General features: G+C 65.9%; 15 protein-coding genes and 1 pseudogene. 6 read left to right on the forward strand and 10 right to left on the reverse strand.

Going from position 1 to position 16162, the window contains the following annotated elements:
- Positions 1-2 precede the first annotated feature (2 nt).
- The 4 genes and pseudogenes from DIE22_RS05385 to DIE22_RS05400 form a co-directional block, all read right to left on the reverse strand.
- A complete protein-coding gene (locus DIE22_RS05385; RefSeq protein ID WP_124604677.1) occupies positions 3-1193 on the reverse strand; it encodes an efflux RND transporter periplasmic adaptor subunit in 1191 nt (396 codons plus the stop codon).
- 287 nt (positions 1194-1480) lie between these two features.
- A complete protein-coding gene (locus DIE22_RS05390) occupies positions 1481-1606 on the reverse strand; it encodes a hypothetical protein (RefSeq protein WP_260426616.1) in 126 nt (41 codons plus the stop codon).
- 62 nt (positions 1607-1668) lie between these two features.
- The gene (locus DIE22_RS05395; RefSeq protein ID WP_124495358.1) at positions 1669-2250 is read right to left on the reverse strand and encodes an HD domain-containing protein; all 582 of its coding nucleotides are present in this window, start codon (positions 2248-2250) and stop codon (positions 1669-1671) included.
- Positions 2251-2358: 108 nt separating this feature from the next.
- Positions 2359-2914 (reverse strand): annotated as a pseudogene (locus DIE22_RS05400) (helix-turn-helix domain-containing protein).
- Between the two features lie 457 nt (positions 2915-3371).
- On the opposite strand from DIE22_RS05400, the gene DIE22_RS05405 reads away from it, so the two are divergent.
- Positions 3372-4775, forward strand: a complete 1404-nt coding sequence (locus DIE22_RS05405; protein ID WP_124604678.1) for an HdeD family acid-resistance protein — start codon at positions 3372-3374, stop codon at positions 4773-4775.
- Positions 4776-4947: 172 nt separating this feature from the next.
- Positions 4948-5679: a ribonuclease T2 gene (locus tag DIE22_RS05410; RefSeq protein WP_124495362.1), complete on the forward strand. Its 732-nt coding sequence runs from the start codon at positions 4948-4950 to the stop codon at positions 5677-5679.
- Between the two features lie 67 nt (positions 5680-5746).
- Here the strand turns inward: DIE22_RS05410 and DIE22_RS05415 are convergent, their stop codons facing one another.
- The 4 genes from DIE22_RS05415 to DIE22_RS05430 all read right to left on the reverse strand — a co-directional run bounded on the left by DIE22_RS05415 (position 5747) and on the right by DIE22_RS05430 (position 9103).
- Positions 5747-6370 carry an isochorismatase family cysteine hydrolase gene (locus DIE22_RS05415; protein ID WP_124495364.1) on the reverse strand — a complete coding sequence of 208 codons (624 nt, stop codon included), beginning with the start codon at positions 6368-6370 and terminating at the stop codon, positions 5747-5749.
- 20 nt (positions 6371-6390) lie between these two features.
- Entirely contained in the window at positions 6391-6690 is a 300-nt protein-coding gene (locus DIE22_RS05420; protein WP_124604679.1) for a hypothetical protein, read from the reverse strand.
- 63 nt (positions 6691-6753) lie between these two features.
- The gene (locus DIE22_RS05425; protein ID WP_124495368.1) at positions 6754-8226 is read right to left on the reverse strand and encodes a winged helix-turn-helix domain-containing protein; all 1473 of its coding nucleotides are present in this window, start codon (positions 8224-8226) and stop codon (positions 6754-6756) included.
- 4 nt (positions 8227-8230) lie between these two features.
- Positions 8231-9103, reverse strand: coding sequence for a PhzF family phenazine biosynthesis protein (locus tag DIE22_RS05430; protein WP_124495370.1), 873 nt, complete (start codon positions 9101-9103; stop codon positions 8231-8233).
- A 209-nt stretch (positions 9104-9312) separates the two neighbouring features.
- Here DIE22_RS05430 and DIE22_RS05435 point away from each other — a divergent pair, with 209 nt between their 5' ends.
- The gene (locus DIE22_RS05435; RefSeq protein WP_260426617.1) at positions 9313-10248 is read left to right on the forward strand and encodes a helix-turn-helix transcriptional regulator; all 936 of its coding nucleotides are present in this window, start codon (positions 9313-9315) and stop codon (positions 10246-10248) included.
- A 200-nt stretch (positions 10249-10448) separates the two neighbouring features.
- On the opposite strand, the gene DIE22_RS05440 is transcribed toward DIE22_RS05435, so the two are convergent.
- On the reverse strand, positions 10449-11363 hold the full coding sequence (locus DIE22_RS05440) for a glutaminase (protein WP_124495372.1): 915 nt from the start codon (positions 11361-11363) through the stop codon (positions 10449-10451).
- Positions 11364-11409: 46 nt separating this feature from the next.
- Between DIE22_RS05440 and DIE22_RS38075 the strand changes: the two genes are divergently transcribed.
- From DIE22_RS38075 to DIE22_RS05450, 3 genes are all read left to right on the forward strand, one after another.
- The gene (locus DIE22_RS38075; RefSeq protein WP_185640551.1) at positions 11410-11571 is read left to right on the forward strand and encodes a hypothetical protein; all 162 of its coding nucleotides are present in this window, start codon (positions 11410-11412) and stop codon (positions 11569-11571) included.
- Between the two features lie 14 nt (positions 11572-11585).
- A complete protein-coding gene (locus tag DIE22_RS05445) occupies positions 11586-12296 on the forward strand; it encodes a response regulator (protein WP_124495374.1) in 711 nt (236 codons plus the stop codon).
- 64 nt (positions 12297-12360) lie between these two features.
- The gene (locus DIE22_RS05450; protein WP_124604680.1) at positions 12361-13491 is read left to right on the forward strand and encodes an ATP-binding protein; all 1131 of its coding nucleotides are present in this window, start codon (positions 12361-12363) and stop codon (positions 13489-13491) included.
- 75 nt (positions 13492-13566) lie between these two features.
- Here DIE22_RS05450 and DIE22_RS05455 read toward each other — a convergent pair whose 3' ends face one another.
- Positions 13567-15987, reverse strand: coding sequence for a patatin-like phospholipase family protein (locus tag DIE22_RS05455; RefSeq protein ID WP_124604681.1), 2421 nt, complete (start codon positions 15985-15987; stop codon positions 13567-13569).
- Between the last annotated feature and the right edge of the window lie 175 nt (positions 15988-16162).

A 16162-nucleotide genomic window follows, 5' to 3' on the forward strand; every position in this document is an offset into this window, starting at 1 on the left:
CGTCACACCAGGTCCGCGAGCGGCGCGTGCTCGTCGGCGGCAGCTTCGCCGATCACGACGCGCTCGCCGTCCTTCAGGCCGGCCAGCACCTCGACGCGCACGTTGTTGTTGATGCCGATGCGTACCGCACGCGATTCTGTGCTGCCGTCGGCGCGCAGCACGCGGACCGCATACGTGCCGTCCTTGCGTTTCTCGCCGAGCGCGGCGGCCGGCATGCTGAGCGCGTTGCGCGCGTTGTCGAGCACGATGCTGACCTGTGCGGTCATCGAGATGCGCAGCCGATGCTCGGGATTCGGCACATCGAACAGCGCGTTGTAGAACACGGCGCTGTTCGGCTTCGTGCTGCCGCCCGCGCCGCCGAGCGTACTCTGCGCGTCGGCGTAGTTCTGCGGCGCCGGTTCGATCGCGCGCAACTTGCCGTAGTGTCGCTTGTCCGGTTCGCCGAGGATCGTGAAATATGCAGTCTGACCGGCATGCACGCGGATCACGTCGGCTTCCGAGATCTGCGCCTTGACGGTCATCGTGTCGAGGTCGGCGAGCTTCAGGATCACCGGTGCCTGCTGTTGCGCGATCACGGTCTGGCCTTCCTGCGTGACGATCGCGACGACTTTTCCATCGATCGGCGCGACGATGCGCGTATAGCCGACGTTGGCCTGCGCGGTCTCGATCTGAATGCGGGCCGAGCGGATCTGCGCGGCGAGCGACGCGAGGGTGGCGCGCTGTACGTCGAGCGCCGCGCGCGCGGCTTCGAAGGCTTCACGGGATGTCGCATCGTCGGGCAGCATCGCCTGTTGGCGCCGGAATGCGAGTTCGGCTTGCGCGAGCTGCGCGGTGGTCGATTGCTGCTGCGCGCGCAGGCTTTCTTCGCTGGCGCGCGCCTGGCGCAGCGCGTTCTCCGAGATCACGGGATCGATTTCGGCGAGCCATTGGCCTTTCGTGACCTTGTCGCCGAGCTTCGCCTTCAGCGTCTTCAACTGCCCGGACACCTGCGCACCGACGTCGACCTGCCTGAACGCCTGTAGCGCGCCGGTCGCGAGCACCGAGTTTTCGAGATCGCTGCGTGTGACGGGCGCGGTCAGGTAATGAGGACGCTTGTCGGGTGCGCAAGCCTTCAGCGCGACACCGGCGGCAATGGCGGCGACGGCGAGGGTGGCCAGCACGATGCGCGGGCGGCGATGGGTCTTCCGATTCATGAGAGCGCGATGAAGATGAGGCTGTGCCGGCGGCACGTGCGGCCGGGCAGGGTGATCCGGGCGGCGGCGCATGCCGCGCGCGATGCCTGCGGCGGCGTTGGCGCACGCATCGCACGGGTGCGACGATCCGGATCAGCTGCTGATGGTAAGCGACGCGTTCTCGTCAGTTCGTATCGAAAGTGTGCTGAATTGTGCGAATGGTGCGCCGACGCGGGGGCCGCGCGGCCTCTTTGTTGCGATCTGTGAAGATCGTGCGCGCAGCGGCGTTGTACATGCTCGCGGCAGCGTTACCGCCGCGCAGCCACGATCGCCATCATCGGCCGGTCGCGTGCCTCGTCGAGCGCGGGCAGCGAGCGGTTCAGGCGGCTGTAGCCTTCGAAGAAGGCGGGATCGTCGTAGATGTGCTGCGTCATGCGGCGTGCCTCGTGTCTCGTGCGAATGCGGCGCGCGATGCCGCGCGGCCGGTTCCGCGCGCTTACGCGCCGCCGCCGCGTGCGTCGATCCTGCGTTGCGTATCCGCGTCGACGATCGCGCGGATCGCGCCGAACAGCGGCGCCGCGTCCGTGTAGCGCCGGCCGTAGCCGAGATTGAACGCGTAGTCGAAGCCGGGCGGATTGCTGCCCTGGTTGTGCTGCAGGATCGTCTCGAGCTTGTCGAGTGCCTTCGCGGCGCGCGCTTCCGGTGTTTCGGCTGCCTTGTATTCGTCCCACAGTGCGACGATCTCGTCGCGCAGCGCGCGATCGAGCCCGGCCGTCAGCGTCAGCAGGTCGTCGCGTTCGTGCGTGCTCTTGTCCGGATGCGCGGCCTGCTCGATCGCGGGGATGTCACCGTGCAGCGCTTCGCCGAGATCGTGGACGACGCACAGTTTCAGCAGTTTCGTCGTGTCGACGTCGGGCAGCGCATCGGCGAACACGAGCGCCATCAGGCACAGCCGCCAGCTGTGTTCAGCCGTGCTTTCGGCGCGGCCCGTCGACGTGTGGCCGCTGCGCAGCACGTCTTTCAGGCGTTCGGCTTCGCGCAGGAAATCGAGCCGCGCGTGGATCGTGTCGAGGTTCATCGTCAGCGCAATGCGTGAATGGAGCCGTCAAGCGTACGCCGTGCGCACGCGCTGCGTCCACGCATGAAATATGCGTGCCGAGCACGGGTCCGGCGACTTGCGCGCGTGCTACAGCGTTTCGACGAGCCGCGCGGCGGAGCCGTCCGACAGCGTCATCCGCGTCCACCGGCAGGTGCTGCCGCGGATCGGCACGACGCGCGACGCATTGGCACCCGTCGCGAATTCGACGCTCGGAGGCCCCGCGCGATCGTGCCAGCCGAGCGGGTCGAGCGCGGCCTCTATGCGGACGATCTCCGGCGACGCATAGCGCCACAGCGACGTGCCGAGCAACGCGGGCAGCGGTCGAGAGAACTCGGCCGCGCGCGACGGCGAGCACGCGAGCAGACGATGCGTGAGGTCGCACACGAGATGCAGGCGGGCCGTACTGCCCGCGATCAGCCGGGCGAGTGCGCGGTCGCCGGCCGAATCGAGACGCGCGGCAAGCAGCCGCTCGGCGGACACGCTCGTCGGGCGACATCTGCTGGATGCCGGCTTCCCAGCGCGAGATCGTCGATTGCGCGACGCCGAACAGCTCGGCCGCGTGGCTCTGCTTGATGCGATGCAGCGTGCGCCAGCGCTTGAGTTGCGGGCCGAGGGGCGGGGTGTGAAGTGGCGAGGCCGTCATGTCGATGCTCCGGTTTGCGCGCCCCGTGCGAGCGAGAGCATTTGCGAGTTGCCGCTGCCGCCCGCACGGGCCGTTACATGTTCCGCAGGCGCGAGTCGCGCTCAGGCGGCTTTCGCTGTCGGAAGCGGAATTCTCGCGTAGCGCCCGCCCGTCGTCGAACCGGACATCTGCCGCGGCAGCGGGTTGCGCGTCTACCGCGCGGGCCACATGCATGGCGCGCCGGAACTGGCGGAATCGCACGGCGCCGTGCCGGCAACGTTTTCGCGAGGCTTTCAACCGGCTCCACCATATCTTATTATTCGACCAAAGCGGCGCGCGCCGGCCGCCATCGGTCATGTCGACGCATGACGCGCCGGTCAGCATTCCCGCCTTCCGACTTCCGCATCGCACGATGCGCGGTCGGCACGACAGGGCACGCGTGGCCATCGCGTATCCCAAAAAAAGATACGAGGGCGCAATGGTACGACTGGTCTTGCTGCTGCTGGGCATCGAATATCTGCGAACGCGCTGGCGCGGGCTGACCGTGCTGGGCTGGCTGTGGGTCGTCGCGGGCGTCGGCATCTTCATCGACGCGCTCGACGGCGCGCTGCATTTTCCGATCGAACTGTTCGCGTGGCTATTCCTGGTCGAGGGGCTCGCGACGCTCGCGGTGGCCGGCAGCGGCGTCGGCGGGCAGCGCATCCTGCGCTACGTGAAGGGCATCGCGGTCGTGGTGGCCGCGGGACTCGTGTTCGCGGGCCATCACCATGGCCACTTCCTGCTGTCGATGATCTTCGGCACGCTGTTCCTCGTCGACGGGCTGCTGCAGTGCACGTCCGCATGGATGGTGCGTTACCGGCGCTGGAATGTCGCGTTCGCGTGGGGCGTCGTCGAGATCCTGCTCGCGATCTTCTTCTACCAGCCGTACCCGACCCACTATGCGGGCACCGTGCCGTACTGCCTCGGCCTGCTGCTGATGTTCGGCGGGATGCACATGCTGAGCCTCGCCGCGCGCGTGCGGTGGCTGACGCGCAACCCCGCGTTCGTCACGTCGCCGGCGCCGGCGATCGTGCCCGACATCGACGCGGCGCCGGACCTCCCTCGCTTCACGCAATCGGAATGGGATGGCCCGCCGGCCGACCAGGAGCGCGCGCTCACCGTGCACGTGTGGACGCCGACCGGCACGTCGAAGGCCGAAGCGCAGCGCTATCCGGTGATCGACCGCTACATCGCGGCGGTGGACGTCAACGGCGTGATCTCGACCGGCCATGCGGCGCTGGAGTCGCCCGAGGGCATCTACATCAGCCTGTATCCGGCCGTCGAGATCGATCGTTCTCCCGACGAATTCACGCGAATCCTGCGCGCGACGCGCGAGAACGACGTGCCCGGGTTGTTCCAGCCCGACTACGCGACCGAGTCGAACGCGTGGTGCCCGTCGACCGTGCGCGTGCGGATTCGCAACTACGATCCGGTGAAGCTGGAGGCATTCTGGTCGTCGTACCGGCAGACGGTCACGTACAACCTCACGCACCGCAACTGCTCGAGCACCGTGTCGAACGCGCTCGAAGCGGCACTCGACGGCGCGGTGTGGCGGCTCAAGGGCACGCGGGCCGGGTGGGGCGCATTCGTCCGGCTGCTGCTCACGCCCGAGCTGTGGGTTGCCGCGCAGATCCGCAAGCGCGCGGTGACGATGGCCTGGACGCCCGGGCTCACGCTCGACTATGCGCGCGCGCTCAGCATGCTGGCCGATCCGCGGCCATTCGCGTGGTGGAAGGTCGCGCGCTCGGCCGTGAAGGCGATCATGGCATCGCGGCGGGCGTGGCGCGAGCAGGACAGCGCGGCGCTGTCGCCGGGTGGATCGGAAGCCGCGTCGATGAAATAGTCGCGCGGCGCCGGATGCGGTGCGGGCGTTCCGCGACGATGAGCCGCGGCCCGGCGGACATATTTCGTTCGTCTTCATATTCGTGCCACGTTGCGGCGGCAACAATCGCGGGCAGACATTCGACAATCTTGCGGCGCATCCCGCGACCGCAAGCCCTTTCCGAGGAAACGCCATGCTCAAGACGCTCGCCCGCGCCGCGGCCGCACTCGCCGTCGCATCCGCCTCGCTGCACGCCGTCGCGCAGACCAGCTACGACTACCTGTTGCTCGCGGCTTCGTGGGAGCCCGGTTTCTGCGCGTCGCACGACACGCCGGAGTGTACGAACCTCGCCGGCACGTATGCGGCGACGAGCTTGTCGCTGCATGGTCTGTGGCCGAACCGGTACGACGGCAACCAGCCGTTCTACTGCGGCGTGCCGCAGAGCGACGTCGATCTCGACAACGCGCACCAGTGGTGCAGCATGGATGCGTATCCGGTCAGCACCGCGACGCGCAACACGCTGTCGGCCTACATGCCGGGCGTGGCGTCGTGCCTCGACAAGCACGAATGGTTCAAGCACGGCACCTGCTCGAATTCGGCATCGCCCGACACGTACTGGAACCAGGCGACCGGCATGATCAGCCGGCTCGGCAACACGTCGTTCAACGCGTTCCTGCAGGCGAACGCGGGCAAGACGGTGACGCGCAACCAGTTGCTGTCCGCGTTCGAAGGCGCGTTCGGCAGCAATACGCGCAGCGCAGTATCGCTGAAATGCACGAAGACCAACGGCGTCAGCTATTTCACGGAAGCGTGGATCGCGGTGAAGACGAGTGCGACCTCGCAGTTTCCGAGCGCGGCGTCGCTCGTGACGGACGGCAATACGCAGGGGACGTGCCCGACGTCGGGCGTGTATATCGCCAAGTAACGCGCGAAGTTGGGTGGAATGCGCCGGCCGGAAGCGTTCCGGTCGGCGTTGTGCGGGCGTTGCGCGGCTACGCGAGCAGCCGCAGCGCGTCCGCGAGCGACAGCACCGTCGTGCGCGTCTCGAACGCGGTCACGAACAAATGTTCGTGCACGACCTGATCCGGGTCGTAGCAGCAGTCCTTGACCGTATACAGCCGGAAATCCGCGTCGCTCGCGTGCGCAACCGACGACAGCACGACGCCGGTCGACGCAATCCCGACCAGGATCAGCGTATCGATGCCTTGCGCGACGAGCCGCGCCTGAAGGTCAGTGCCGAAAAACACGCTCGCGCGATGCGCGGCGATCAGCGGCTCGGTGTCCAGCCGCCCGAGCTCCGGGCACGGGCCGTCATTGACGAACAGGCCGAGCTGCTTGATCCCTTGCCCGTTCTTGTTGCGCGGACTGACTTCCGGATAGCCGGGGCTGAAGCGGAGATTGGCGAAGCAAACGTGGACGCCGCCGGCCCGCGCCGCATCGCACAGCCTGCGCGTGTTGGCGAGCAGGGCGGGCGCGACCGAGGGAAAGAGGCCGAGGATGTCGGTTTGGTAGTGCATCACGACCAGTGCGGTTTGCGCGGGCACGATCGGCGGAATCGGTGCGCTCGCGCCTGCGTGGCGAGTCGCTGCGAGATCTGGAGCGTGTTCCGGTTGCATGACTGATGCTCTCCCATGAGTCACTTCGGTGTGTTCGGAAAATCGATCGCTCCGTATACGTTGTCAATCGTTCGAGCGCCAGCGTGCTGGAACTCCGCAATATAGCCCGACGCCGTCATTCCGATGCCGACCGAGCGGGCGAGTGCCGCGCTGCCTTCGACGACCGGATTCGGCCACGAGTGGCCCGTCGACGCCGGCGCTGGCATTGCCGACAATCGTCCATCAAGACTCCAGCGCCATGAGGCGCGCCAAAAATGCTTGTACGTCGGTTCACCGAAAACGATGCGCCGTGTCGGCATGGATGGGCCACTGGATTTCAACACCTGAATCGTTCAGGCCGCGTTAGCGGATCCGCGTCCCCCTTGGCTTACATGCTCAGATTCCTATGCAAACTCCCGCTCTTCCACTTTCTCTTTGAACGAATCCGTTTTACTGGTCGGGGCCGCCTCACAAGCACCGTAGTTGTAACCGCCATAGCGCGCGAACATTTGAATGTCGTTCCCTCCGAGGCGACGCTTTTGCAACGCGTATGCTCGAGCGGATTCGGAGAGGAAAAACCTATGTTCGCCGTGATCCGACTCCACACTCAGCAACGACTTCTCGGTCAGTTCAGCAACGCCGCTGGCAACGTCAGACGGCTTATACGTCGTATCACACACTAGCGCGCGCAACGCGTCGAAAGTAAAAGCACTTTCGAATGCCGCAGCGTGACCAAACAGTTTCTGACTTGATGGGCTCAGCGACGCAAAGCTCCAGTCGAAGCTGGCCCGTAACGTCTGGTGGTGCGCAAGAGCGGTCCTGTATCCCTGCGTCAGCAATGCGAATCGATCGTCGAGAAATCCGTGAACCCCTCGAACGCCCAATGCACCGACACGTCTGACTGCCATTTCGATCGCCAAAGGATTACCGTCGAGTCGACGACAAATATCCCCAACGAGATGGGCGCTTTTTCTTAAAGCATCAACGTCGCAACCTGACTGTTGCGCGCGCTGCAAGAACATTTGCACTGCCGCACAATCCAGAACCTCGGTGGTGGATGAACCCGGGAGTGACACATCGAGCGGGGGTACCTGGAAGACGACCTCACCTCGTACCCGCAACGGTTCGCGGCTCGTTACGAGTACCTGCAAGTTGTTACGCCGCATGCCAAGTAAATCGACAAGTCGAGCGACCGCATCGATGACGTGCTCTGCGTTGTCTAGCACTAGTAGAGTGCGGTCTTGCGGCAAAGCTGCGACTAGCTCGTCGATCCCCGACCTGTCGTCCCGTATCGACAGGCCGAATGCCGTAGCAACCTTTTGCAAAACCGTTTCCGGAGAGGCAGCAGCGGCAAGCTTGACGAACCGTGTGATATCAAAGCGGCCACATGCCGCCGCATGAGCAACTTCCATTGCTGCGCTTGTTTTCCCGACTCCACCGGCGCCCACCAGTGTCAATATATGCGTCGTGTCCAGTAGTGCCGCGATATTGGAGATCAGTCTGTCGCGTCCCGTGAGTGCCCGGTGCCGTAGCGGGATATCGCCGTCGCCCTGCCTGGCTGGCGTAGCCACCGTCAAATTCGCGCCGGGGGCCTGCCTTTGCGTTAGCAGGTAACCGCGACCGGGTACGGTCAAGATCAGGTCGCGCTGCGGCCCGAGCAATTTTCGCAACGCGGAAAGGTGCACATGCAGATTGTTTTCTTCAACGACCGTTCCGGGCCAGACCGCGTCCATCAATTCATCTTTCGTTACGAGACGTCCCGCCGCTGACAAAAGTACTGCGAGCACGTCAAAGGCACGCGAACCGACATGGATAGTCTCCCCATTACGTCGCAATGAGCGCGTCGACAAATCGACTTCGAGTGTGCCTAGCAACATGGCATCAGGCCTCATCAATCAGACAAACCGGGCCACTGAGCCAGCAACCCCTGCTTTCATCGGCCGGATCGCGGAAGTTCACCGTAATCGCGGACGGACGTCCCATCGCCACGCCCTGACGCACGACGACGCCGCGTACGCCCCGGGCGACGAGCCCATGGCGATGCGCGCCGAACAGCAGCGCTGCCGCTGCGATGCCGGTCGCCGCGTCCTCCGGATAGCCGGATGCGCGCGGGAATTGCCGTGCCTCAAACACGTGCGGTGCATCAGGATCGTACGAAAACGGATACAGACCGGTCGACGACAGGGCGTCGCATAAGGCTTTGACGAGGTCCAGCTTCGGCGTGATCGCATTCAGCCGTGAGGTCGTGCGGACCGGCACCAGCGTTTTGGTGCGGCTCGTCGTCGCGTTGACGATGCCGAGAGGCAGCAGATCGCTCGCATCAAGGTTCAATGCATCGAGTGTTCTGGCGATCAGCGCCGCGTCAATGACCGGCTCGACGCGTCCCGCAGGCTGGCTGACTTCGATCCGCGCGTCGGACGGGTCGTACCGTGCCTCGACACTGCCGCTCAGCGACTCGATCAGCGCCGTGTTCGTGCACCAGGCGCCGGTGTGACGCAGCAGCCACAATGCGCCCAGCGCCGCGTGTCCGCACATCTCCATTTCGTGGTCGGGCACAAAAAAGCGGAAGCGGAAATCGTGGCGCGGGTCGACGGCGCGCATCACAAACCCGCTTTCCAGGCCATACGCGCGGGCCACGTCTTTCATTTGCGCCTCGGACCAGCCGTTCGCGTCGAGCGCAATCGGGGCCGGATTGCCGCCTTCGTCTGTGGTGGAAAATACTCGTACAAGTCGTACTCGTTGTACGATGCTCATGCGCTTGTTCCCTAACTCATCCCGCCTATCGGGTTGCCGCCTTTTGTGAAGCTAGCGCGAAGGCCAGCCCGTCGTCCCTCGCAGCATGCACGATCGGCGGTTTTTCTTCGCTTCCATTTGGGACGGAACATACTCACTATTGGGCCATGGCGGTTGCGTTAGCGTGTTGCCGCAATCCACCCGACACTCCCAAGTCGCAGGTTCTCCTCATGTTTTATCAAACGTCTAAATCGCACATTCCCGCCGACCGCGTGGCCGCGACCTGTCGCATCACGATGGCCGATTACGTGACGTCGTGGCACGAGCATGAAGAGTTCATGTTCCTGCTGCCCCATCAAGGCGCGCTGACGCTGACTTCGGAGCGTTCGAAGCACGCGCAGCGCATCAGCGCCGGCGTGCTTGCGATGGTTCCGGCCGGGATTTTTCACGACACGGCGAGCAATCGCGGAGAGCATTGCCATACAGCGGTATATGTGGAGCGCGACTTTGTTTCGTTTTGTGCGCGCAAATCCAATGGTCGGATCGCCAGGGGCGAGGCACCGCGCTACTGCGCGCCGCCACATGCACTGCTTGGCGCGCTGCGTTTGCAAAGACAGTTCGACGCGGCCGACAAAACGGGGGAAGCACATGATATGTCGCGGTATCAACACGATCTGGTCGATCGGCTGATTGCATCAGCGTGCGTGGAGGCCGTGCTAAGCGCCGCACCGAGCGGTGCCGATCCGAAGGTTTCGCGCGGGCAGTTGGTCTGTGAAATTAAGGCGTATCTTGACGTCATGCTGGCGGAGCGGATTGATATCGAGGCAATCGCTGCGGAATTCGGCATATCGCGACGGCATCTCACTCGCATCTTCCGCGAGGAGACAGGCGAAAGCGTCACCGCTTATCAGCTCCGACAACGTGTAACGCGCGCGCGTTCGCTCTTGAACGTTCCCGGCACGACCGTGCTGTCGGCGGCCTTGAGCGTAGGGATCGGATCGCCGTCCTACCTGGCAAGGCTATTTAACAAGTTCGGTATGCCTTCGCCCCGCGATCTAAAGGCAACGGGGGTGCTCGATGCAACTGACGCTTCTTCGCTTCTGTCAACTCCGCCAGACTCAAACCTTCATCCGGTAAATCCTGGCGTACCTAACCGCACGCGATAAGGGGGCTGCCGGCGGTTTGGACGCAGCGGTTCCAGACTGTGACACTGAACGGCGGATTCTGATGGCTGTTATCGAGAATTTCGAAAGTCTGCTCGGGGCCGATTGCTGCCGATGGTCGAATTCCCCATTGCGCGCACCGGCATGCGTGGATATGAACCTGCCGCCGTTGCGCCAGATGACGCACGCCCAACTTCGCCACCTCAAAAAATCGACCTTCCCGAATAAGTCGTCAACCACTCCAAAGCCCGGGTCCCCGCCAGCGAGTTCCCGTTAGCATCGAGCCCCGGCGCCCACACGCACACGGCCATCTCCCCCGGCAGCACCGCGACGATCCCGCCGCCGACGCCGCTTTTCGCCGGCAGGCCGACGCGATAGACGAAGTCGCCCGCCGCGTCATAGGTGCCGCAGGTCAGCATCAGCGCCGACAGCCGCTTGGCCGAACTCGCGTCGACGATCCGCTCGCCGGTGACGGGCGCGACGCCGCCGTTCGCGAGAAACAGCGCGGCTTGCGCGAGCTCGACGCAGTTCATCGTGATCGCGCACTGGCGGCAATACGCGTCGACCACCGTGTCGGGCGGCATCTGCATGTTGCCGAAGCTCGCCATGAAATGCGCCATCGCGCGGTTGCGTTCCGCGTGCTGGAGCTCCGACAGCGCGACGCGCGAATCGTAGTCGACGTCGATCGCGCCGATCAGCCGCCGCACGAATTCGACGAGCGCGGTCTCGGCTTTCACGAAGCGGCGGCACAGCACGTCGGTGACGACCAGCGCGCCGGCGTTGATGAACGGATTGCGCGGCTTGCCGCGCTCGCTTTCGAGCTGAACCAGCGAATTGAACGCGTTGCCGGACGGCTCGCGGCCGACCCGCTCCCACAGCGCATCGCCGAGCAGCTGGAACGCGAGCGTGCACGCGAACAGCTTCGAGATGCTCTGGATCGAGAAGCGCTCCCGCGCGTCGCCGACCGTGTAAACGTTTCCGTCGAGCGTCACGACGGCCATCCCGAACTTGTCGGCGGGCACCGTCGCGAGCTCGGGAATGTAGTCGGCGACGCGTCCCTGGCCGATCCAGGGGGCGAGTTCGGTGTGGATGCGTTCGAGGATCGGCTGGTAGTTCATCACGTGAGGCAGGGCGGGCGCGCGGCCCGGTTTTCGCGGAGCCCGTATGGAACCGTTTCGGCGCCGGTTCGTCAAGCGCGGCGGCCATCGCGCCCTTATTTTCGAAATCGGCAAACAGGTGATCGGCGGGCGCAGTATCATGCGGTACGTTTCGGCCGATGGCCGGCAGCCGGCGCAAGCCCGCCGCCGCCGCGGTCTCCCCGTATGATCCGACCGCTGCCCATGTCTTTTCGCATCCTGCTCGTCGAAGACGATACTCGCCTGTCCACGCTGATCGCCGGCTACCTGCGCAAGAACGACTATGAAGTCGATACTGTGCTGCATGGTGACGCCGCCGTGCCGGCGATCCTGTCCACGCGCCCGGATCTCGTCATTCTCGACGTGAACCTGCCGGGCAAGGACGGTTTCGAGATCTGCCGCGAGGCGCGCAAGCAGTACGACGGCGTGATCATCATGGTGACGGCGCGCGACGAGCCGTTCGACGAACTGCTCGGCCTCGAATTCGGCGCCGACGACTACGTGCACAAGCCGGTCGAGCCGCGCATCCTGCTCGCGCGGATCAAGGCGCAACTGCGCCGCGCGCCCGCGCGCGCGGCCGAAGGCGCCGCGCCGCAGCCGGAGCGCTATACGTTCGGTCAGTTCTCGATCGACCGCACCGACCGCTCGGTCGTGCTGCCCGGCGGCGGCTCGCCCGACCTCACGTCGGCCGAGTTCGACCTGCTGTGGGTGCTGGTGTGCCATGCAGGGGAGGTGGTCAGCCGCGACGACCTGATGCTGCAGCTGCGCGGCGTCGAGTTCGACGGCCTCGACCGCACGATCGACGGGCGCATCTCGAAGCTGCGCCGCAAGCTGCACGACGATGCGGGCAACCCGCAGCGGATCAAGACGATCCGCAGCAAGGGTTACCAGTTCAGCAAGCATGCGTGGGCATGACGCCGCACCGGCGCGACGCCGCCGGCCGCCGCATCCCCGCATCGCACGATAGCCGGAAGCCGCGATGATCCGACGCACCCGTTCGCACCCCGATGCACCGCCGCTTTCGCCGCCGCGCTATGTCAAATGGCGCTGGCTGCATTTCCGCCGCGCATGGACCGACACGCGCGCCGACCGCATTCCGAGCTGGTCGCGCCTGTACGTGCGCACCTACGTGCACCTGCTCGGCCTCGTGCTGCTGACCGCGCTCGTGCCGGCGCTCGCGCTGTGCGTCGTGTTGTCGCCGGAAGTCGTGTGGCACGCGTTCGACGCGCTGCCGGGCGATGTCTGGATCGTGCTCGCGTTCGTGTTCGCCGCGCCCGCGCTCGCGGCGTACCGGTGGATGCGGCCGGTCTGGTCCGATCTCGTGATGGTGCGCGAGCGCGCGATCGACTTCACCGGCGGGCGTTTCAACACGCGCGCGCGGGAGTCGCACAGCGTGATCATCGGCCCGCTCGCGCGCACGCTGAATGCGCTCGCGATGCGCATGGAGCGGCTGATCGCCGCGCAGCGCGACCTGACGAACGGGATCTCGCACGAGCTGCGCACGCCGCTCGCGCGCGTGCGCTTCGCGCTCGAGATGCTGCGCGAGCCGGGCTCCGCCGCCGAATACCACGGTGCGCTGGAGAGCATCGCGCAGGACGTGACCGAGCTCGAGGAGCTGATCGACATGAGCCTCACGTATGCGCGGCTCGAATACAGCTCGCTGCAGTCGAACCTCGAGCTGACCGCGCCGGTCGCGTGGTTCGAGCACCAGGTCAGCGATGCGCAACTGCTGTATCCGGAACGCGCGATCGAGTCGCGCATCGCGATCGCGTCGGACCTGCGCGTGAAGATGGACCGGCGGCTGATGTCGTACGCGATGCGCAACCTGCTGCGCAACGCGAGCAAGTATGCGAAAGCGCAGATCGTCGTCGGGATCGCGATCGAGCACGGCAACATCGCGATCTTCGTCGAGGACGACGGCCCGGGCGTGCCGGAAAACGAACGCGAGCGGATCTTCGATGCGTTCGTGCGCCTCGACCGCCGCACCGGCGGCTACGGGCTCGGCCTCGCGATCACGCGGCAGGTGCTCCACGCGCACAACGGCCGGATCGCGGTCGTCGACCCGGCTGAACTCGGCGGCGCGCGCTTCGAGATCAGCTGGCCGATCTGACCGCCTGTCCGGCGCGGCCGGGGCACGAGGCCGCCGCGCCGCGGATGCCGCCGCGGCGACCGCCGCACGCCGGGATCAATACGTGCGGCCGAGCTGCAGGTAGATGTTGCGCCGCCCGCCCGGCGCGAGCGCGACGCCCATGTACAGCGGACCGAACGCGGTCGACAGGCTCGTGAAGAACGTATAGCTCTGCTTGAGCGTGCCGCCGCCGACCTTCACGCCGCTCGACCACACGTTGCCGACTTCCGCGCTGGCGCCGACCGACAGCGCCTTGATCGGGGACGCGTTGAACGTCATCAGCTGGTTCATGTAGGTCACGTTGCCGTACGCGAGTTCGTTGCCGGTCAGCTGGTCGGCCGCATACGCGGCCAGATGCTGGAACCCGCCGAGCGTGAAGTTGAACGCGTTGATCAGGTTGGTGCCGCCGATGCTCTTGCCGCCCTCGATCGTTGCACTGACGCTGTGCCGGCCGAACTGCTGCGCGATCATCGCCTTGCCGTAGAGCTCGGTGTAAGGCGTATTGGACGTATCGGCGAGGTCCTCCGCGGACTGGCTGTTGTGCGACCACAGCGACCGTTCGACACGGAATTCGCCGTAGTAGCCGCGGCGCGGGAACATCGGATCGTCGAGTTGATCGATGACGAGCCGCGCGCGCGCGGTCAGCGCCTGCGACGTGAAGCTCGGCCAGATCAGCGTCGAGCTGCCGTCGTCGAACGGGAACGGCAGGTTGTAGTTCGGCGAGCCGTGCCCGGTCGCGTAGCCGATACCCATCCGGAAGTCGCCGAGCCGCGCGATCGGCAGGCCGAAGTCGAGCCCGGTGCGCGCCGTCTGCATCAAGTACTGGTTCAGCTTCACCTCGCCGCTGTTGTCGTACAGGTTCACGTAGCGACGCTGATATTCCGCATAGGGCGAAATATACAAACCGTATGCGGCCGGCAACGGCTGCCGCAATTCGACGCGCGCCGACTGCAGGTCGCTGCCGATCGTCGTGTCCGCGCGGAATTCGAGGCCCGATTCGGTGAGCCACGGACGCCGGTAGCCGACGTGCAGGCGGAAGCCGCCCTCGTCGGTCGAACTGCTCGACATCCCGACGCCGAACAGCAGGAAATTCGGCCCCCAGTATTTCTCGCGCGCATCGATCTCGAGCACGTTCTCGTCACCGTGGCTCACGATCTGCTGCGACACGCTCTCGAAATTGCCGCCGGTCGTCAGCCCGAGCAGGTCCTGGCTGACGGTCGCCGGATCGTAGGTGTCGCCCGGTTTCACGTGCAGCGCGTCGCTGACGACACGCTTCGGCACGCCGCCGGTCGTCTTGATCTCGATCCGCGTGATGCGGATCGGCGGCGGCAGCGGTTGCGCATGCGCGGACCGGTAAGCCGCGTACTGTTCCGGCGTGAGCGCGAAGTGCCTGAGCCGCGGCAGCGCCGCGGTCGCGGCGGCCGCACCGGCGGCGATCGCCTGCTTCGCATTCTGGAAATCGGTGAACGCGAGCGCGCCGAGGTCGGGCGTGAGCAGCACGTCCTGCGCGGCGAGCTGCTTGCGCTGCGACGTGACGTTCTGGCGGATCAGGATGCCGACCATCTGCTGCATCACGTCGGCCGGCGACGCGAGCGCGTCGAGCGGACGCAGCGGCGAGCCGATGTCGACGGCGATCACGACCTTCGCACCCATCTGCCGCGCGGTGTCGACCGGCAGGTTGCTGACGAGCCCGCCGTCGACGAGTGCGCGGCCGTTGATCTCGGCCGGCGCGAACAGGCCGGGCATCGCCATGCTCGCGCGGATCGCGAGCGGCAGCGAGCCGCGATCCAGCACGACCATCTGGCCCGTCTGCAGGTCGGTCGCGACCGCGCGATACGGGATCGGCAGCTGGTCGAACGGCTGGTTGGTCGGCACCGCGGCCGTCCAGTTCGCGAGCAGCGCCTGCAGCCGGTTGCCCTGCACGAGGCCGACCGGCGCCTTCACGCCCTTCTTGCCGAAGCCGAGCGTCAGGCTGTTGATGTACAGGCGCTCGTCCTCGCGGCTGCTTTGCGGCAGGTCGGCACGGTCGGTCACGTCGAATGCGATGTCGGCCAGGTTCACCTCCGACAGCCGCTTTTTCATCTCGTCGGCGGCCATCCCGCTCGCATACAGGCCGCCGACCACGGCGCCCATGCTGGTGCCGGCGACGCAGTCGATCGGGATGCGGTTGTCCTCGAGCACCTTCAGCACGCCGAGGTGCGCGTACCCGCGGGCGCCGCCGCCGGACAGCACGAGACCGATCGACGGCCGGCCGGCCGGACCGCCGTCGGCGTTGCAGGTCGGCGCGGGCGTCGCGGCGGGGGCGGCGCCCGTCGTGGCAGATGCCGCCGGTGCGGCGGCAGCGGCCGCCGTGGCGGTGCGGGTGGCGGTGTCGGCGGCCGGCAGGGGCTGCGCGGCAACGGTGCAGCACCAGAGCGCAGCGAGCGTTGCGCCGAGCTGGCGCACCCTTGGCCAGCGGAGAGAAGCGGTCGCTGTCATGGTGGAATACTGGGCGTGATCGGGCGTCGGACGCCTGCCTGGAGCAGGCAAGACCGAGAGATTACCGTGTTTTACAAGCGCAACGCGAGAGGCCGATGCGTAGCCGCAGGCCTGCCGAAACGCGTTTTCGGCAATTTCGTCGCGAAAAAATCATCGGAATTGCTTAAAGTATCGG

It is taken from the genome of Burkholderia sp. Bp9142 (assembly GCF_003853415.1).
Classification (GTDB): Bacteria; Pseudomonadota; Gammaproteobacteria; order Burkholderiales; family Burkholderiaceae; genus Burkholderia.

Bases quoted from the DNA above. Each gene is read 5' to 3' on its own strand.
- DIE22_RS05395 (WP_124495358.1), bottom strand. From the start codon at position 2,250: ATGAACCTCGACACGATCCACGCGCGGCTCGATTTCCTGCGCGAAGCC.
- DIE22_RS05390 (WP_260426616.1), bottom strand. From the start codon at position 1,606: ATGACGCAGCACATCTACGACGATCCCGCCTTCTTCGAAGGCTACAGC.
- DIE22_RS05410 (WP_124495362.1), top strand. From the start codon at position 4,948: ATGCTCAAGACGCTCGCCCGCGCCGCGGCCGCACTCGCCGTCGCATCC.
- DIE22_RS05450 (WP_124604680.1), top strand. From the start codon at position 12,361: ATGATCCGACGCACCCGTTCGCACCCCGATGCACCGCCGCTTTCGCCG.
- DIE22_RS05430 (WP_124495370.1), bottom strand. From the start codon at position 9,103: ATGAGCATCGTACAACGAGTACGACTTGTACGAGTATTTTCCACCACA.
- DIE22_RS05425 (WP_124495368.1), bottom strand. From the start codon at position 8,226: ATGTTGCTAGGCACACTCGAAGTCGATTTGTCGACGCGCTCATTGCGA.
- DIE22_RS05405 (WP_124604678.1), top strand. From the start codon at position 3,372: ATGGTACGACTGGTCTTGCTGCTGCTGGGCATCGAATATCTGCGAACG.
- DIE22_RS05385 (WP_124604677.1), bottom strand. From the start codon at position 1,193: ATGAATCGGAAGACCCATCGCCGCCCGCGCATCGTGCTGGCCACCCTC.
- DIE22_RS05455 (WP_124604681.1), bottom strand. From the start codon at position 15,987: ATGACAGCGACCGCTTCTCTCCGCTGGCCAAGGGTGCGCCAGCTCGGC.
- DIE22_RS05440 (WP_124495372.1), bottom strand. From the start codon at position 11,363: ATGAACTACCAGCCGATCCTCGAACGCATCCACACCGAACTCGCCCCC.
- DIE22_RS38075 (WP_185640551.1), top strand. From the start codon at position 11,410: ATGGAACCGTTTCGGCGCCGGTTCGTCAAGCGCGGCGGCCATCGCGCC.
- DIE22_RS05445 (WP_124495374.1), top strand. From the start codon at position 11,586: ATGTCTTTTCGCATCCTGCTCGTCGAAGACGATACTCGCCTGTCCACG.
- DIE22_RS05415 (WP_124495364.1), bottom strand. From the start codon at position 6,370: ATGCAACCGGAACACGCTCCAGATCTCGCAGCGACTCGCCACGCAGGC.
- DIE22_RS05435 (WP_260426617.1), top strand. From the start codon at position 9,313: ATGTTTTATCAAACGTCTAAATCGCACATTCCCGCCGACCGCGTGGCC.